Origin of the sequence: Amycolatopsis bartoniae (assembly GCF_014191255.1) — a bacterium.
GTDB lineage: Bacteria > Actinomycetota > Actinomycetes > Mycobacteriales > Pseudonocardiaceae > Amycolatopsis_E > Amycolatopsis_E bartoniae.
This window is the reverse complement of the sequence record NZ_JACHWH010000009.1, coordinates 122,838-138,986: the sequence shown is the minus strand read 5'-3', so window position 1 is coordinate 138,986 and position 16,149 is coordinate 122,838. Positions and strand designations below refer to the sequence as shown.

General features: G+C 72.4%; 16 protein-coding genes. 11 read left to right on the top strand and 5 right to left on the bottom strand.

Features of this window, described 5'->3' with window-relative positions; translation table 11 throughout:
- Positions 1-117 precede the first annotated feature (117 nt).
- The 6 genes from FHX82_RS30255 (at position 118) to FHX82_RS30230 (ending at position 9,368) form a co-directional block, all read left to right on the top strand.
- Complete coding sequence (locus FHX82_RS30255) at positions 118-2,184, top strand: S9 family peptidase (protein WP_145936247.1); 2,067 nt, start codon at positions 118-120, stop codon at positions 2,182-2,184.
- Positions 2,181-3,131 (top strand): LLM class F420-dependent oxidoreductase, encoded by a 951-nt coding sequence (locus tag FHX82_RS30250; RefSeq protein ID WP_145936246.1) that lies wholly within the window; start codon positions 2,181-2,183, stop codon positions 3,129-3,131. Before FHX82_RS30255 ends, FHX82_RS30250 begins: the two co-directional genes overlap by 4 nt.
- A gap of 609 nt (positions 3,132-3,740) precedes the next feature.
- Entirely contained in the window at positions 3,741-5,123 is a 1,383-nt protein-coding gene (locus FHX82_RS30245; protein ID WP_373308644.1) for a pyridoxal phosphate-dependent decarboxylase family protein, read from the top strand.
- Positions 5,120-6,400, top strand: coding sequence for a lysine N(6)-hydroxylase/L-ornithine N(5)-oxygenase family protein (locus FHX82_RS30240; RefSeq protein WP_145937038.1), 1,281 nt, complete (start codon positions 5,120-5,122; stop codon positions 6,398-6,400). Before FHX82_RS30245 ends, FHX82_RS30240 begins: the two co-directional genes overlap by 4 nt.
- Positions 6,397-8,145: an IucA/IucC family protein gene (locus tag FHX82_RS30235; RefSeq protein ID WP_145937037.1), complete on the top strand. Its 1,749-nt coding sequence runs from the start codon at positions 6,397-6,399 to the stop codon at positions 8,143-8,145. The genes FHX82_RS30240 and FHX82_RS30235 overlap by 4 nt, the downstream gene beginning before the upstream one ends.
- Positions 8,146-8,183: 38 nt before the next feature.
- Entirely contained in the window at positions 8,184-9,368 is a 1,185-nt protein-coding gene (locus FHX82_RS30230; protein WP_229880979.1) for a type I glutamate--ammonia ligase, read from the top strand.
- Here FHX82_RS30230 and FHX82_RS30225 read toward each other — a convergent pair.
- Positions 9,328-10,569, bottom strand: coding sequence for a glycosyltransferase 87 family protein (locus FHX82_RS30225; RefSeq protein WP_145937035.1), 1,242 nt, complete (start codon positions 10,567-10,569; stop codon positions 9,328-9,330). The two genes, FHX82_RS30230 and FHX82_RS30225, sit on opposite strands and share 41 nt — an antisense overlap.
- Before the next feature lie 52 nt (positions 10,570-10,621).
- Positions 10,622-10,966: an STAS domain-containing protein gene (locus tag FHX82_RS30220; RefSeq protein WP_145937034.1), complete on the bottom strand. Its 345-nt coding sequence runs from the start codon at positions 10,964-10,966 to the stop codon at positions 10,622-10,624.
- 56 nt (positions 10,967-11,022) lie between these two features.
- On the opposite strand from FHX82_RS30220, the gene FHX82_RS30215 reads away from it, so the two are divergent.
- Together FHX82_RS30215 and FHX82_RS30210 are read left to right on the top strand one after the other, a co-directional pair.
- Complete coding sequence (locus FHX82_RS30215) at positions 11,023-11,511, top strand: DUF6098 family protein (RefSeq protein ID WP_311733416.1); 489 nt, start codon at positions 11,023-11,025, stop codon at positions 11,509-11,511.
- 57 nt (positions 11,512-11,568) lie between these two features.
- Positions 11,569-11,748 carry a hypothetical protein gene (locus FHX82_RS30210; protein WP_145937032.1) on the top strand — a complete coding sequence of 60 codons (180 nt, stop codon included), beginning with the start codon at positions 11,569-11,571 and terminating at the stop codon, positions 11,746-11,748.
- Here FHX82_RS30210 and FHX82_RS37425 read toward each other — a convergent pair whose 3' ends face one another.
- Both FHX82_RS37425 and FHX82_RS37420 read right to left on the bottom strand, forming a co-directional pair.
- Positions 11,749-12,084, bottom strand: coding sequence for an anti-sigma factor antagonist (locus FHX82_RS37425; protein ID WP_229880980.1), 336 nt, complete (start codon positions 12,082-12,084; stop codon positions 11,749-11,751).
- The gene (locus tag FHX82_RS37420; protein ID WP_229880981.1) at positions 12,081-12,476 is read right to left on the bottom strand and encodes an Hsp20/alpha crystallin family protein; all 396 of its coding nucleotides are present in this window, start codon (positions 12,474-12,476) and stop codon (positions 12,081-12,083) included. The genes FHX82_RS37425 and FHX82_RS37420 overlap by 4 nt, the downstream gene beginning before the upstream one ends.
- Before the next feature lie 94 nt (positions 12,477-12,570).
- Here FHX82_RS37420 and FHX82_RS30200 point away from each other — a divergent pair, with 94 nt between their 5' ends.
- Genes FHX82_RS30200 through FHX82_RS30190 form a run of 3 tightly spaced genes read left to right on the top strand, consistent with a single transcriptional unit; the run spans position 12,571 to position 15,223 of the window.
- Complete coding sequence (locus FHX82_RS30200) at positions 12,571-13,215, top strand: HSP18 transcriptional regulator (protein WP_229880983.1); 645 nt, start codon at positions 12,571-12,573, stop codon at positions 13,213-13,215.
- Between the two features lie 51 nt (positions 13,216-13,266).
- A complete protein-coding gene (locus FHX82_RS30195; RefSeq protein WP_145937030.1) occupies positions 13,267-14,064 on the top strand; it encodes an alpha/beta fold hydrolase in 798 nt (265 codons plus the stop codon).
- A 4-nt stretch (positions 14,065-14,068) separates the two neighbouring features.
- Positions 14,069-15,223, top strand: coding sequence for a PP2C family protein-serine/threonine phosphatase (locus tag FHX82_RS30190; protein ID WP_145937029.1), 1,155 nt, complete (start codon positions 14,069-14,071; stop codon positions 15,221-15,223).
- 4 nt (positions 15,224-15,227) lie between these two features.
- Here FHX82_RS30190 and FHX82_RS30185 read toward each other — a convergent pair whose 3' ends face one another.
- On the bottom strand, positions 15,228-16,034 hold the full coding sequence (locus FHX82_RS30185; RefSeq protein WP_145937028.1) for an alpha/beta fold hydrolase: 807 nt from the start codon (positions 16,032-16,034) through the stop codon (positions 15,228-15,230).
- Positions 16,035-16,149: the final 115 nt, after the last annotated feature.

Below are 16,149 nucleotides of genomic sequence, written 5' to 3'. Positions count from 1 at the left end.
AGCACACCGATCAGGACCACTTCGTTGCGTGCTTGCGGCCTGGAGCGGCTGATCGTTGCGCAACGCCGTCGCGGGCCGGACTCGCCAACATACCGGCCGGTCTGGAAGAGTGCGGGCGTGACCGATGAGCTCTCCTTCCTCCGCAAACAGGCCCGTACCCAGCGCTTCACCCTCGGCACGCCCCGTGAGTTCCGCGTCGCGCCCGACGGCGGGCGGCTGCTGTTCCTGCGTGCGGAGTCCGGCGTCGACCGGCGCAACAGCCTGTGGGAGCTGAATCTCGCCGACGGCACCGAGACGAAGGTCGTCGACGCCGCCGAGCTGCTGCCGGGCGAGGAGAACCTGCCGCCGGAGGAGCGCGCCCGGCGCGAGCGCAGCCGCGAGAGCGCGGGCGGCGTGGTCGGCTACGCCACCGACGCCGAGCTGCGGATCGCCGCGTTCTCGTTGTCCGGCAAGCTCTTCACGGTCGACCTCGCGACCCGGCAGGTCACGGAGCTGGTCGGCAGCTCGGTCGTCGACCCGCGGCCGAACCCGGCGGGCACGCACGTGGCGTACGTCCGCGACCGGCGGCTGCGCGTGGTCGACCTCGGCAGCAGGCAGGACCGCGTGCTGGTCGAGGAGGACGGCGAGGACATCGCGTGGGGGCTCGCGGAGTTCATCGCGGGCGAGGAGCTGGGCCGGGCCCGCGGCTACTGGTGGGCGCCGGACGGGCAGAGCCTGCTCGTCGAGCGCAGCGACCGGGCCGGGGTGCCGCGGTGGACCATCGCCGACCCGGCGCACCCGGAGAACCCCGCGAACGTCGTCGCGTATCCGGCCGCGGGTGAGCGGAACGTCGCGGTGTCGCTGGCTTTCGTGCACCTCGACGGCACCAGGGTGGACGTCGAGCGCGGCGACTGGGAATACCTCGTGGCGGTGCACTGGTCGGCGGGTGGCCCGCCGCTGCTGGCGGTGCAGAGCCGCGACCAGCGCACGTTCGAGATCCACTCCGTCGACCCGGCGACCGGCGCGACGAAGCTGCTGCACACCGAGACCGACGAGCGGTGGGTCGAGATCGTGCCCGGCGTGCCGGCGTGGACCCCGGACGGGCGGCTGGTCCGGGTGAGCGCGGCGGACGGCAGCTACCGGCTCGTCGTGGACGGCCAGCCCGTCACCGGGCCGGAGCTGCAGGTGCGATCGGTGCTCGACGTCGGCGACGAGGTGCTGTTCAGCGCGTCGGACGAGGACCCGACGCAGATCCACGTCTACCGCACGGGTCCGGTCCAGCGGGTGTCCACTTCGGACGGTGTGCACGTCGGGGCGGGGACGGCCGCGGTCACCGTGTTGTCGTCGTGGAGCCTGGACCACAGTGGACCGTCGGTTTCCGTGGTGCGCGGCGGTCGGCAGGTCGCGCAGGTGCGGTCGTACCCCGAGGATCCCGGCCTGGAGCCGAAACCGCTCTGGCTGACCGTCGGCGAGCGGAAGCTGCGTGCGGCGCTGCTGTTTCCGAGCGAGCACCGGCGGGGCGAGAAGCTGCCGGTGCTGCTCGACCCGTACGGCGGGCCCCACGCGCAACGAGTGCTGCAGAGCCGCAACGCGTTCTTGACCTCGCAATGGCTGGCGGACCAGGGTTTCGCGGTACTGGTGACCGACGGCCGCGGCACGCCCGGTCGCGGTCCGGCGTGGGAGAAGGAGGTCGCGGGGTCGCTCGCCGAGGTCACCCTCGCCGACCAGGTGGACGCCCTGCACGCGGTGGCCGCCGAGCATCCCGATCTGGACACCGAACGCGTGGCGATCCGGGGCTGGTCCTACGGCGGTTACCTGTCGGCGCTGGCGGTGTTGCGGCGGCCGGACGTTTTTCACGCGGCGGTGGCGGGGGCGCCGGTGACGGACTGGTCGTTGTACGACACGCACTACACGGAGCGCTACCTCGGCAAGCCGCAGGACGATCCCGAGGTGTACGAACGGAATTCCCTGATCGCCGACGCTGCACGGTTGGAGCGCTCGCTGCTGATCGTGCACGGGCTGGCCGACGACAACGTGTTCGTCGCGCACGCGCTGCGGCTGTCGTCGGCGCTGCTCGCGGCGGGGCGGGCGCACACGTTCCTGCCGCTGGTCGGCGCGACGCACATGACCCCGCAGGCCGAGGCGGTCGCGGAGAACCTGATGCGAGTACAGGTCGAGTGGATCAAGAAGGAGCTGAGCCGGTGACGCGCTGGGGAATCACGATCCCGCTGACGGGGGTGCCGCTGACGGCGCACCGCGAGCTGATCGAACGGCTGCCCGACCTCGGGTACACGGACGCCTGGTCAGCGGAAACGGCCGGCGCGGATGCGTTCTCGCCGTTGTTGCTGGCGTCGCAGTGGGCGCCGCAGCTGCGGCTGGGGACGGCGATCGTGCCGGTGTATACGCGGGGGCCGGGGCTGCTGGCGATGAGCGCGGCGGCGCTCGCGGAGGCCGCGCCGGAGCGGTTCGTGCTGGGCATCGGGACGTCGTCGCCGGTGATCGTGTCGAACTGGAACGCGGCGGAGTTCGCGAAGCCGTACCAGCGGACGCGCGACACGTTGCGGTTCCTGCGGTCGGCGCTGGCGGGGGAGAAGGTGAGCGCCGAGTACGAGACGTTCTCGGTGAGCAAGTTCAAGCTGGAGCGCGTGCCCGAGGTGGCGCCGCGGATCATGCTGGCGGCGCTGCGGCCGGGCATGCTGAGGCTGGCCGCGAAGGAGGCCGACGGGGCGATCACGAACTGGCTCGCGCCGACGGACGTGCCGAAGGTGCGGGCGGAGATCGGGCCGGACGTCGAGCTGGTGGCGCGGATCTTCGTCTGCCCGACGGAGGACGCTTCGGCCGCGCGGGCGCTGGGGCGCATGCTGATCAGCAGCTATCTGACGGTGCCGGTGTACGCAGCCTTCCACGACTGGCTCGGCCGCGGCGAGGCGCTGCGCAAGATGCACGAGCTGTGGGCGGCGGGCGACCGCAAGGGCGCGAACGCGGCGATCCCGGACGAGGTCGTGGACGACCTCATAGTGCACGGCAGCCCGGAAGCCTGCCGCGAGCGGTTGCAGTCCTATGCGGACAACGGTCTGGACACGCCGGTCATCGCGCTGTTGCCAACGGGCGGGAACCCGGCGGAGCAGGTGGAGGCGCTGGCACCCCGGTGAGACGCGGTGAGGCGGCGGGGTTCGGGGCGGTCCGGGGTGGTTGTGCTCCTGCTGCTTCGGCCTCGGGAGCGGTGAGGGAAAGCGCTTTCTCGGGCGGTGCCCTTCGGGAGTGGCCCGGTGGATGGGTGTTGGCTTCACCGCCCCCATCTCCCGGCCTAGAAAGTGCTTCCTCGCACCGTCTTGGTGATCGGAAGGAGCACCTGCGGTCAACCGCACCGTTCCCTCCGGCGGAGAGGTGGGTTGCTGTGCACGTGGCACCCACGGCCGCCGCCCACTGCCACCGCCCTGGCCCGCTGCCATGGCCACCGGGCGCCGCAGTCGTCCAACCCCTGCCTCCCGTTAACACGGCCAACGCCGCCCCGCGCCGCCACCGCCACCGCCACCGTCCGCCTGCTGCCTGCCGTCGCGAGTGCGGCCGCCGCTCAACCGCTGGTCACTTCCCTCCCCATCGCGAACCCCAACCCCGCCTCGCCCTACTCCAGTCGTGCTTGGCTCTTGAAACTGTTCCTCCAGACAGGGCACTTTGGTGGGAAATCGGGCTCGGGGACTGCCCACCAACCGGCCGCATCCGTACAGTGGCTTAGCGTAGGCATACCTAAGGAGTGATCAGTGGGCGATATCCCCGGGCTCGCAGGCGGGCGGCAGGGGCACGAGCGGCTCGCGAAGCTAATTCCGCTGGTCCTGCGCGGCCTGGCAGCCGGCACGGCCGAGCGTGCCGCGCCCGGGCCCGCCGGGGGGCCGGCGCCCGTCGCGGCGAGTGTCGCGGCGTTGGAACCGCTCGTGCCGGAGCATGGGGTCGGTGTCGAGAAAGCGCTTTCCGAGCTGTCCACCCTGCTCGCCGCGGGATCCGCCGACCCGGCCGATCCCTGGTGCGCCGCCCACCTGCACTGCCCGCCGCTCGCGGTGGGCGTCGCCGCGGACGTCGTTGCCGGGGCGCTCAACCCGTCGATGGACTCGTGGGACCAGGCGCCCGTCGCGAGCGAACTGGAGCGCGCGTTCCTCGGCGCCGTCGCTCGCCTGTGCTACCCCGGCGAACCCGCGCCCGACGCCCTCGTCACCACCGGCGGCACCGAGTCCAACCTGCTCGGCCTGCTGCTCGCCCGCGAGCAGAACCCGCGCGTGCAACCCGTGTGCGGACGCAACGCCCACCACAGCGTCGCCCGCGCCGCGTGGTTGCTCGGCCTGCCCGCGCCGGTCGTCGTCGAGTGCGACGGCGAACGACTCTCGCCCGCCGCGCTCGACGAAGTACTGCACAGCACCGGTCCCGCCGTCGTCGCCGCGACCGCCGGGACCACCAACACCGGCGAGATCGACCCGCTGCGCGACCTCGCCGAGATCTGCCGAAGCCACCAAGCCCGCCTGCACGTCGACGCGTCCTACGGCGGCCTCGCGCTGTGCAGCCCGCGCCTGGCGCACCTGCTCGACGGGCTCGCCGAGGCCGACTCCATCGCCCTCGACCTGCACAAGTTCGGCTGGCAGCCCATCGCGTCCGGGCTCTTCGCCGTCCGTGACGCGGCCGACCTCGCCGCCCTCGACATCACCGCCGAATACCTCAACGCCGACGACGACACCGAAGCCGGCCTGCCCGACCTGCTCGGCCGCTCGCTGCGCACCTCCCGCCGCCCGGACGCGTTCCGCATGGCCGTCACCCTGCGCGCGCTCGGCTGGGCGGGCATCGGCGCGCTCGTCGAGCACTGCTGCGACACCGCCCGCGAGGTCGCGAACGACATCGAACAGCACGCCGGCCTCGAACTCTGGGGCCCGCCCACGCTGTCGACCGTCCTGTTCCGCCCGGTCTCCGGCGACGTCGCCGCGGTGCGCCGCACCCTGCTCGAAGCAGGCACGGCGATCATCGGCCGCGCCACCATGCCGCCCGGCGAGGTCTGGCTCAAGCTCACCCTGCTGCACCCGCACACCACCGCGGCCGACTACCGTGGCCTGCTCGACACCGTCGTGGCCACGGCTCGCAGTGGCGCGGCGGTCGCCTCGTGACGCTGGACCTGGCCGGCGTCGGGATCGGCCCGTTCAACCTGTCGCTCGCCGCGCTCGCCGACCGCGTGCCGGGCCTGCGCACGGGGATGTTCGAGCGCCGCAAGGAGTTCCGCTGGCATCCCGGCCTGCTGATCGAGGGCGCCACGATCCAGGTGCCGTTCCTGGCCGACCTCGTCACGCTCGCCGACCCGACCCATCCACTGTCCTTTTTGAACTACCTGCGTGCGCACGACCGGCTCTTCCCGTTCTACTTCGCGGAGAAGTTCCACCTCGACCGCACCGAGTACGACGACTACTGCCGCTGGGCCGCGGGACAGCTCGACGCCTGCCACTTCGGCGTGGAGATCACCGGGATCGACGCCACAGAAAGCGTTTTCCAGCTCACCACGGGCGACGGTGAAACCATCGCCGCCCAGAATGTGGTGCTCGGCGTGGGCACCACCCCGTCTCTGCCGGAACCGTTGCGGCCCTTGGTTTCGCGGGCGCCGGTGCTGCACTCCGCCGACTACCTGACCGAACGTGAGCGGCTGCTCGCCGCGCCGGGTGTCACCGTGGTGGGCTCCGGGCAGTCGGGGGCGGAGGTGTTCCTCGACCTGCTGCGCCACCGGCGCCATCCGGGCGGCCTGCGCTGGATCGCGCGCACGGGGGCGTTCGCGCCGATGGAGTACTCGAAGCTCGGGCTGGAACAGTTCACCCCGGACTACACGACGTTCTTCCACGGCCTGGAGGAGTCCATTCGCGACAGTCTGCTACCTGCGCAATGGCAGCTGTACAAGGGAATCGACGCCAAGACGATCGCGGCGATCCACGAGGAGCTGTACCGGCTGAGCATCGGCGGCTGGCCGGACGTCGTGCTGACGCCCGGCGTCGAGTTGGTCTCGGCGGCCCTCGACGGGGGCCGCATCGCGCTCGGCCTGCGACACCAGCAGCAGGGCACCGAAGCCGTGTGGCACACCGACGCCGTCGTGTGCGCCACCGGCTACACCGAAACCCCGATCGACCACCTGCTGGGTCCGCTGGCGGACAGGCTGGTCACCGACGGCCGCGGCAGGCCCGTCGTCGAGCGGGACCACCGGTTGCGGCTCGACGGCGTGCCGGGGTCGGTCTTCGTGCAGAACGCCGAGCGGCACACGCACGGCGTCGGCGCGCCGGACCTCGGGCTCGCCGCGTACCGCGCGGCGTCGATCGTCAACTCGGTCTGCGGGCGCGAGGTCTACCGCCTCCCGTCGCGGACCGCTTTCACCACGTTCGGGCTGGCAGGCGAGGAGACGTCATGACGAGCGAAGCGGAAGCCTGGCGACAAGCCGGGGCGTTGATCGTGCACAAGATGCTCGGCGAACTGTCCTACGAGGGGCTGTTCCGGCCCGAACCGCGAAACGCGGACACCTGGTGCCTGGAGCTGCCCGACGGCGTGCGCTACGAGTTCCGTGCCCGGCGCGGTGCTTTCGACTCCTGGACCGTCACTCCGGGCAGCGCGACGCGGAACTCCGAGCCCGCGGACGATCCACGCACGCTCGTCGTCGACGCGCGTGTCCAGCTGGGACTGTCCGGGCTGCGGCTGGCCGACGTGCTGGCCGAGCTGACGTCCACCGTTGCCAACGAAGCGGCGCGGCTCCGGCGGGCTCCGACGGCCGCCGAGCTGTCCACGATGGACTACAACCTGGCTGACGGGCACCTCACCGGACATCCGCGGCTGGTGCTGAACAAGGGCCGCGTCGGTTTCTCGGCGCGCGACCGCGAGCGGTACTCCCCGGAGTCCGGCAGCGACCTGAAGCTGCGCTGGTTCGCCGTGCACCGGGACCACGCGCAGTTCCGGGCGGTGCCCGGCCTCGACGAGGAAACGTTGCTGCGCGAGGAACTCGACGAGGACCAGCGGGGCGAGTTCGCCGAAAAGGCAGGCGCGGACTACGTGCTCGTACCGGTCCACCCCTGGCAGGCCGACGAAATCCTCGGCACCCTCTACGCGGGCGAGCTGGCGAGCGGCGCCATCATCGACCTCGGTGAGAGCCGGGACAACTACCGTCCACATCAGACGGTGCGAACACTGGCGAACGTCAGCCGGCCCGATCGGCGTGACGTGAAGACCGCCGTCTCGGTGCGCAACACGCTCGTCTACCGCGGCCTCGCCTCCGCGGCGACGCTCGCCGGACCGGCCGTGACCACCTGGCTCCGGCAGCTCGACGCGGCAGATCCGTTGCTGTCGAAGCAATACCGGTTCGAGCTGCTCGGCGAGGTCGCGAGCGTGTCGGTGCGGCACCCGCTGTTCGGCGCGCTGGAGGAGCTGCCGTACCGGTTCCACGAGACTCTGGGCGCGCTGTGGCGCGAGCCGCTCGTGGCGCGGCTGGCCGACGGCGAGCAAGCGCTTTCCTTCGCCGCGCTGCCGTACCGCGACCAGCCCGGGAACTCCGTGCTCACCGAGCTGATCCGCCGGAGTGGACTGTCCGCTGAGGATTGGTGCGGGAAGCTGTTCGACCTGCTGCTCACGCCGCTGCTGCAATGGCTCCTGCCTTACGGTGTCGGGTTCTGCCCGCACGGCCAGAACCTGATCCTCATCGTGGACGCCGACGGCCGCCCGCTGCGGGTCGCGATCAAGGACTTCGCGCAGGGCGTGGACCTGCTCGACGAAGAGCTGGACTGCTACCGGCTGCTCGGCGAGGAGGCCGCGGCGGAGATGCTGCGCTGGCCGGCGCACCTGCTCGCGCAGTCGCTGTTCAGCTCCGTGTTCTCCGGGCAGCTGCGGTTCTGGGCGGAGATCCTGCACGACGACCTGGGCTTCCCGCGGCCGCGCTTCTGGTCACTGGTCCGGGATGTCGTCGCCCGCTACCGCAAGGACAATCCGGACGTCGCCGACCGGTTCGACGCCTGCCGCCTGTTCGCGCCCGACGTCGAGCGCGTGACGCTCAACCGCGAGCACCTGGCGGGCCAGGGCTTCGACAAGGTCGAGCGCGACGACGAGTTCGACGTGCGGTGGGGCCGGGTGCCGAACCCGTTGCACGCGCCCGATCCGGCCGGTGCGTGGTGAGACCGCTCGGGCCACGGCGCCTGGCCGAGCGGAAACCCTTGCCGCTGCCAGAGAACGCGCGTGTCCTGCTGCTCGTGCCGGACCCGCACGCCCGGTTCGCGGCCGTGGAACTGTCCGGCGACTTCGTGGCGGAGGAAGTGCTGGAGCGCGGGTACGGGTTGTGCACGTACGTCTTCGCGTGGACTCCCGAGCGGGAGCCGGTGGAGGCGTTGTCGCGTTACCTCGGCGGCTACGGCGATCTGCGCATGCGGCCGGACCTCGCGACCGTGTTTCCCTTGGAGGACGGTGTCTTCGCGGTCGTCTGCGACGTGGAGTGGCCCGACGGCTCGCCGGTCGAGGTGGCGCCGCGGCAGGTGCTGACCGACGAGCTGCGGGCGCTGGAGGAGCTCGGCTTCGTGCCGTCGGTGGGCATCGAGCACGAGGTCACGTTCTCCGCCGATGGCGAACCGCTGACCCCGCACGGCGTCGACTACGCGCTCGGCGGCGCCGAGCGGCTGCGGCCGCTGCTGCGGGACCTGCGTGAGCGACTCGCACCGCTGCGGGTGGAGTCCGCGCGGGGGGAGTGCCATCCGGGGCAGTACGAGATCGTGCTGCGCCACCGCGACGCGCTCGCCGCGTGTGACGACGCGATGCTGCAGCAACTGGTGGTGCGGAACACGGCCGCCGAGCACGGGGTGACCGCGAGCTACCTGGCCGCGCCCGCGACGGGCCAGGGCAACTCGTGCCACGTGCACCTGTCGCTGTCCCCGGCCGCGCTGGAGCCGTTCCTGGCCGGGGTGCTGCGTGAGGCGCGGGCACTGACGGCGATCTGGGCGCCGACGTGGAACAGCTACGTCCGGCTGCGCACCGGCCCGTTCTCGCCACGTGCGCTGCGGTGGGGCGTGGACGACCGGACAGCGGCGGTGCGCGTCGCGGGCTCCGGCGCCGGACGGCGGCTGGAGTTCCGGTTCGCGGGCGCGGACGCGCAGCCGCACCTCGTGGTGGCGGCGCTGCTCGCGGCCGGCCGCGCGGGGATCGAGGAAGGGCTGGCGCCACCACCGGAAGGCGAGCAGGTCGGCGAGCTGTGCGCCACGCCGTGGGAAGCGCTGGCCGCGCTGGAGGAGACGAAGGTGCTCGGCGCCGAACTGCTCGACCAGCAACGAGCCTTGCTGCGCGCGGAGATCGACGCGGGCTGCGACGCCGTCAGCGACTGGCAGCGGCGGCGGGGCGCGCTTCGGGCTTGACCGGCGACAGCTGCTCGGCATCGGGCCTGCGCAGCCGCGGGATCGCGAAAGCCAGCAGCAGCGCCACTCCGACCAGCGGATACGTGGCCGCGGACAGCTGCTGCGGCCAGTCCCAGTGGATGTGCACCACGGGGAAGTCCGTGTCCGGCAACGTGTGGAACGGCGCCCAGTAGAAGAACACCGTCGTGAGCACCGCCCACCCGAACCACGCCACCGCGAGCCACGACCGGTCCACCGCCCGCCGCACCCCGTAGGTGAGCAGCACGAGCAACGCGGGCGCCACCCACACGTAGTAGTGCGACCACGACGTCGGCGACACGAGCAGCGCCAGGCCCGCGTTGGCCATCAGCGCGAGCGCAGGCTCGGCGCGGCGCATCGCCAGCGCCACGACCGCGACCAGCGCGACGATCACCACGATCCACACGACCTTCTCGACGGCCTCCGGCATCCCGGTGCGCACCAGCGCCGCCTCGATGGTCTGGTTCGTCTTGAACGCCGTGCCGCTCACACCGCCGCCCGACAGCCCGCCCTGGAACCAGTACTCGACGGACGCGTGGAAGTCCGCGATGAACCCGATCCCCGCCGCGACGACGAACGTGATGCCCGCCCGCGCGGCCGAGCGGTAGTCCTTGCGCACCAGGAAGAACAACACGAACGCGGCGGGCGTGAGCTTGAGCGCCGCCGCGAGACCGATGCCGAAACCGCGCGGCCAGCCCGTCTTCCCGGCGAGGCAGTCCACCGCGACCAGCGCCATCATCACGAGACTGACCTGGCCGAACTGGTAGGTCTGGCTGACCGGCTCCAGGAACACCGTCAGCGGCAGCGCGAGCGAGGCCACCACCAGCCCGCCGAAGCGGCCCAGCGGGGGCCACGCCGTGCGCGCGACCAGGTACAGCGTCACCGCCAGGCACAGCGTGCTGAGCACGTACAGCGTCACGACCGCCGCGTCCCACGGCAGCAGCACCAGCGGGCTCAGGACCAGCACCGCGAACGGCGGGTACACGAACGGCAGCTCGGCGCCGTTCGCGACGGGCGGCAGCGTGCCGTACATGTCGTGGCCGTCCCACCACGCCTGCACGCCGTAGCGGTAGACCTCGAGGTCGATCTGCGGGCGCGTCGGCATGGCCGTGAACATCCCGCGGAAGGCGAAGAACAACCACACGGCGCACAGCACCGGGACAACCCAGACGTATTTGCGCATCGCATCCAGCTTAGAGACCGCCCCGATGATCTCGGCGGCGCGGGTCGCGGCCTCAGCCCTGGGAACCGGCCGGGACGGCGTCCAGGATCGTGAAGATCTGGTCCAGGCCCGTGAGCTTGAGCGGGTTGAGCACGGCCCGCGTGGTGGCGACCAGCCGCAGCTCCTGCCCCGCCTTGTGGCAGTCGCTCGCGGTCTCCACCAGCACGGCCAGGCCCGCGGAGTCGAGGAAGTCGACGTGGGTCAGGTCGAGCACGAGGGTCGCCGAGGCCGGCCGGTCCGCCGCGTGCGCCGCCGCGATGCCCTCCTGCAGCCGGGCGCTGGCACTCGCGTCCACCTCGCCGCTGGCCGCGACGACCAGCAGGTCATTGCCCCGCGTCCACTCGACGGTGAGCGTCACTGTCTCTCCTGTTCCCCAGTCCTGGTCCGCCTGTCACTGTATCCACCGCCGCCCGAGTGAAACCCGGGTGGCGGGGAACCCGGCCGGTCGTGAAGACCGTGTGCACTCTGGACCAGTTGGTGGAGCTCTTCGAGGCCGAATCCGGGCGCGACCTCTACGTCCGCTGGTCGAAAGGACCCGAAACCGACCTGGCTCCCGGCGGCCCGGGCCCGCAGGCCAGCCGGGACGCGCTCACCGGGATGCCACTGCCCGGGCTGTCCGCCAGCCCGCTCAAGGTCGAGCCGTGGTGGGACGACCGGCCGCTGCGGCTGTGGCTCGCCCGCCGCATCTACGACTACCGGCACCTGCGCGAGCTGCGCGGGCCCGGCGTGCGGCCCTGGGTGTTCCAGGGCACCGAGATCGCCCGCGGCCCCGACAACGAGCCGCTCGTGGAGTGCGACCGGCCACTGGCCTGGCTCACCGACGACGTGCTGCACGAGGCCCAGCGGCTGGTCGACGAGCAGGGCTCGCGCGAGTGGGGCCCGCTGGACCGCAGCAGGACCTGAGCGTTTGGCGGGGGCACCGCGTGGTAGCCCGCGACGGAGACCAGGAGGGAGCACGACATGGCGCAGGACCAGCGTTCTCCGGCCGGCGACGAGAAGCTCGAAGCGGTGCGGGAGAAGATCGAGGAAGCCAAGGCCGAGGCGGCCGAGGCGACCGGATACCGGCCCAGCAACCAGGCCTCGAAGACCGTCCCGGACGAGGAGCCGCCCGCCCGCGACGGGCATTTCTCCCCGTCCTGATCACGACGCGGCGACCGGCGTGCGGTCGACGACCGTGAGCACGTCGTCCAGCCCCGTGACGAACAGCGGCCGGCGCACGGCGTCGGTGGCGCACACCACCTCCAGCCGCTGCCCGGCCGCTTCGCACGCTTCGTGGGCCTCGGCGAGAACCGTGAGCCCGCACGAGTCGAGGAACCCGACGCCGGACAGGTCCACGACCAGCGACTTGAGCCCCGTCCCGGTGCGGGCCGCGACGAGGGCGTCCCGCAGCCGCGGCGCGGTGGCCGCGTCGACCTCCCCGGTGACGGTGACCCGCACGCGGTCCCGCTGCCGCTCCCACGCCACGTCCAGGTTCACGACTCGCCGCCGCTGATGGGGATCCTGCGGGTCGGCGACTGCCCGGCGAGCGGGATCCGCACCGTCAGCACCCCGTTGTCGTAGGTCGCGGCGGTGCGCCCGGTGTCGAACCCCTCGCCGAGGACGACCTGGCGGGAGAACACGCCCAGGACGCGTTCGGTGACCAGCGTCCGCGCGTTCTCGTCCGTCACGGGCGGGCGGCGCTCGGCCTTCACGGTCAGCACGGTGTGCTGGACGTCGAGCTCGATCGCGTCGCGGGTGAGGCCCGGCAGATCGAAGCAGAGGACCAGCTCGCCGTCGGCGCGGTAGGCGTCCATCGGGATCGACGCGGGCTGGGACCAGGTGCCGGCGGGCCAGCTGAGCCGGTCGAACGGGCCGGTGCGCAGCAACATCGTTTCCTCCTCGCAGCTCTGGTGTCGGCGCGCCCTCATGATTTAGCATGTCGTCAATCTGATGACAAGTGTGACGTCGTCGAGAGGATGACGAATGGGAGAAGGGTACGAGACGGCACTCGCTCAACTCCGCGGGCTGGGCCTGCCGCCGCAGCTGCCCGTGGCCGCCGAAGCGGTGGCGCTCGTGCAGACCGCCGTCGGCTCGTCCACCGAGCCCGCCGAGCTGCTGGCGGCGCTGACCGTGCTGCGCGGGCTGCGGGACGAGCTCGCCGAGTGGGAGCCCCGGTTGATCGGCGCGGCGCGCGAACAGGGCGTGAGCTGGGCGCGGCTCGCGCCGGCGCTGGGCGTGACCAGCAGGCAGGCCGCCGAACGCCGGTACCTGCGGCTGCGCCCGTCCGCTGAGCACCGCACCGGCGAGCAGCGGGTGGAGGCCGAGCGCAGCCGTCGCGCGGGAGAGCGGGCGGTGGCGGCGTGGGCACGGCAGAACTCCGGCTCGCTGCGGCGGCTCGCCGGGCAGATCGGCGCGCTGGAAGGGCTCGACGAGCGGGCGCAGGACCGCGTGCAGGAGGCGCTGGCCGACGACGACGCGGCGAGCCTGCTCTCACCGCTCGCGGAAGCGCACGCCGCCCTCGAAGGCCGGCACGTCGGCCTCGCCGAGCAGGTGCGGTCGATCACCGAGCGGGCACAGCAGGTGCGGCGGGACACGCAGCAGCAGCGCGTCGGCGACGGCGCCGGCTGAACCCGGTCTCGCGGGGCGGCGAGGGCGGCGCGACAGTGACAGGATGTGCCGGTGGACGTGCACAGCAGGAACAACGTGGTGGCGATCGGCAACCCCGGCGGGCGGGTGCTCCTGCTCGCCCACGGTTTCGGGTGTGACCAGCACCTGTGGCGGCTGGTGGCGCCCGCGCTGGCCGAGCGGTTCCGCGTCGTGCTGTTCGACCACGTCGGCGCCGGCCGCTCGGATGCGTCGGCCTGGGACCCGCGGCGGTACGCGAGCCTGGACGGGTACGCCGCCGACGTCGTGGAGCTGTGCGAGGAGCTGGACCTGCGGGACGTCGTGTTCGTCGGGCACTCGGTGTCCGCGATGATCGGCGTGCTGGCCACGATCGCCGCGCCGGAGCGGTTCGCGAAGCTGGTCCTGCTCACCCCGTCGCCGTGCTACCTGAACGACGGCGACTACCGGGGCGGGTTCAGCCGCGCCGACATCGACGAGCTGCTCGACTCGCTGGACAGCAACTACCTCGGCTGGTCCGCGACGATGGCCCCGGTGATCATGGGCACCCCGGACCGGCCGGAGCTGAACGACGAGCTGACCAACGCCTTCTGCCGCACCGATCCCGACATCGCGAGCGTGTTCGCCCGCGCCACCTTCCTCTCCGACAACCGCGCGGACCTGCCGAAGGTGCCGGTGCCCTCGCTCGCCATCGAATGCGCGCACGACGCCATCGCGCCCCGCGAGGTCGGCGCGTACGTGCGCGACCACATCCCCGGCTGCCGCCTGGTCACCCTCGATGCCGTCGGCCACTGTCCGCAGCTGAGCGCTCCGGAGCAGACGACGGAGGCGATCGCGGCGTTCGCCGCCGAGTGAGCCGATGACCGCGGGTGGGCCCGAGTTCGACGACAGCGCCGAGGACCTCTACGAGAACGCGCCCTGCGGCTACCTGTCCACGCTCCCCGACGGGCGGATCACCAGGATCAACGCCCGGTTGCTGGGCTGGCTCGGGTACCGGCGGGAGGACGTGGTGGGGCGGCTGCGGTTCGCCGACCTGCTGACCGTCGGCGGCAAGCTGTACCACGAGACGCACTTCGCGCCCCTGCTGCGGATGCAGGGCGAGCTGGGCGGCGTCGCGCTCGAACTGGTCGCCGCCGACGGGTCGCGGCTGCCGGTGCTGGCGACGTCCGCGGTGAAGGCCGGGCCGGACGGGGAGCCGAGGCAGATCCGCACCACGCTGTTCGAGGCGCGCGACCGGCGGGCCTACGAGCGCGAGCTGCTGCGGGCCCGCCGGGACGCCGACCGCGAACGCGACCGCGTGCAGCAGCTCGTCACCACCCTGCAGCGCAGCCTGCTGCCGCCGAACCTGACCGCGCCGCCCGGACTGGAGGTCGCGGCGTACTACCACCCGGCGTCGGCGGACCAGATCGGTGGCGACTTCTACGACCTGTTCCCGCTCGCCGCCGGGCGCTGGGGGTTCTTCCTCGGCGACGTGTGCGGCAAGGGCGCGGAGGCCGCGTCCGTGACGTCGCTGACGCGATACACGCTGCGGGCCGCCGCGGTCCACGACTCCGCGCCCGAGGCGGTGCTGAAAACGCTCGACACCGTGCTGCAGCAGGAGTACGGGCAGTTCTGCACCGTGCTCTACGGCGTGCTGGTGCCGGGGGAGAACGGCTGCGACATCACGCTCGCCAGCGGCGGCCATCCGCCGGCGCTGGTCCTGCGGGCCGACGGATCCCTGGAGCCGCTGCACACCCCGGGCGGGCAGCTGGTCGGCATTCTGCCCAACACGGTCTTCGCCACCACCTCGGCGCACCTCGGTCCCGGTGACGCGCTGCTGCTCTACACCGACGGGCTGTTCGAGGCCCGCACGACCGGGCGCGAGCGCTACGGCGAGGAAGCGCTGCACGCGTTCACGAAGGCGCTGGCCCCCACCACCGCACCCGCGCTGGTCGACGCGATCACCGGGCTGCTGCGCAGTTTCGGCGCGGGACTGGACGACGACGTGGCGGTGCTGGCGATGAGCGTGCGCTGAGCGCTCAGCCCAGGTCGGCCACGAACGCGGCGAGCGTGGCGGCGAACTGGTCAGGCGCTTCCTCGTGCGGCGCGTGGCCACCGGGGACGAGCTGGACCTCGCCCCGCCACAGCGTCGGGATCGTCAGCCCCCGCAGGTACTCCAGGCTCACCAGCTGCTCGCCCTCGCCGTGCAGGACGGCCAGCGGGCGGGTGAGGTTCGCGACGATGTCCACCTCGTCGGCGAACCGGCCGGCGGGCAGGGTCTCGCCGAGCCCGGCGCGGGCGGCGCCGTCGGTGGCGAGGATGTCCGCGGTGAAAGCGCTTTCCGAGAGCGCCGAACCGGGGGCGAGGAAGCTCAGCGCGTACGCGCGGGCGGCGTCGGCGTCGACGTCCGCGGTGAACCCGGTGGCCACCGCCGGGTTCGGCAGGAACGCCGTCCCGAGGTCCGCGGCCGAGGCGACCGGCGGCGTGCCGAACACGGCGAACCCGGCCGCGCCGGGCAGCGCGGGCGCGGCTTCGAGCGCGATGTGCCCGCCCAGGCTCCACCCGACCACGACGGCGTTCTCGGCGCCGGTGGCCTGGACGAAGGCGCGCAGCTTCGCCGCGTAGCCCGGTAGCGAGTAGGCCGAGGGGTCGGGTTCGGACTCGCCGTGCCCGGGCAGGTCGAAGGCGAGGCAGCGGAAGCGGCGGCCGAAGTCCCCGTCCAGCAGGGCGTGCCAGGTGCGCTTCGAGGACGAGTTGCCGTGCACGAACACCACCGGCCTGCCCGTGCCCGCCGACTCGCGGTACGCCAGCTGCCGCCCGTCCACCGTCACCTTGTGTGTCGTCATGCGGGAAGTCTGCCATGGCAGGTGCGGTTCCCGAGAATCCGCTTTGGTCGTAATTGCCGGAAATGTTCGCGACCAACGGCGGATTGCGGAAAGCCCTTTCCCGCGGACAGAATTC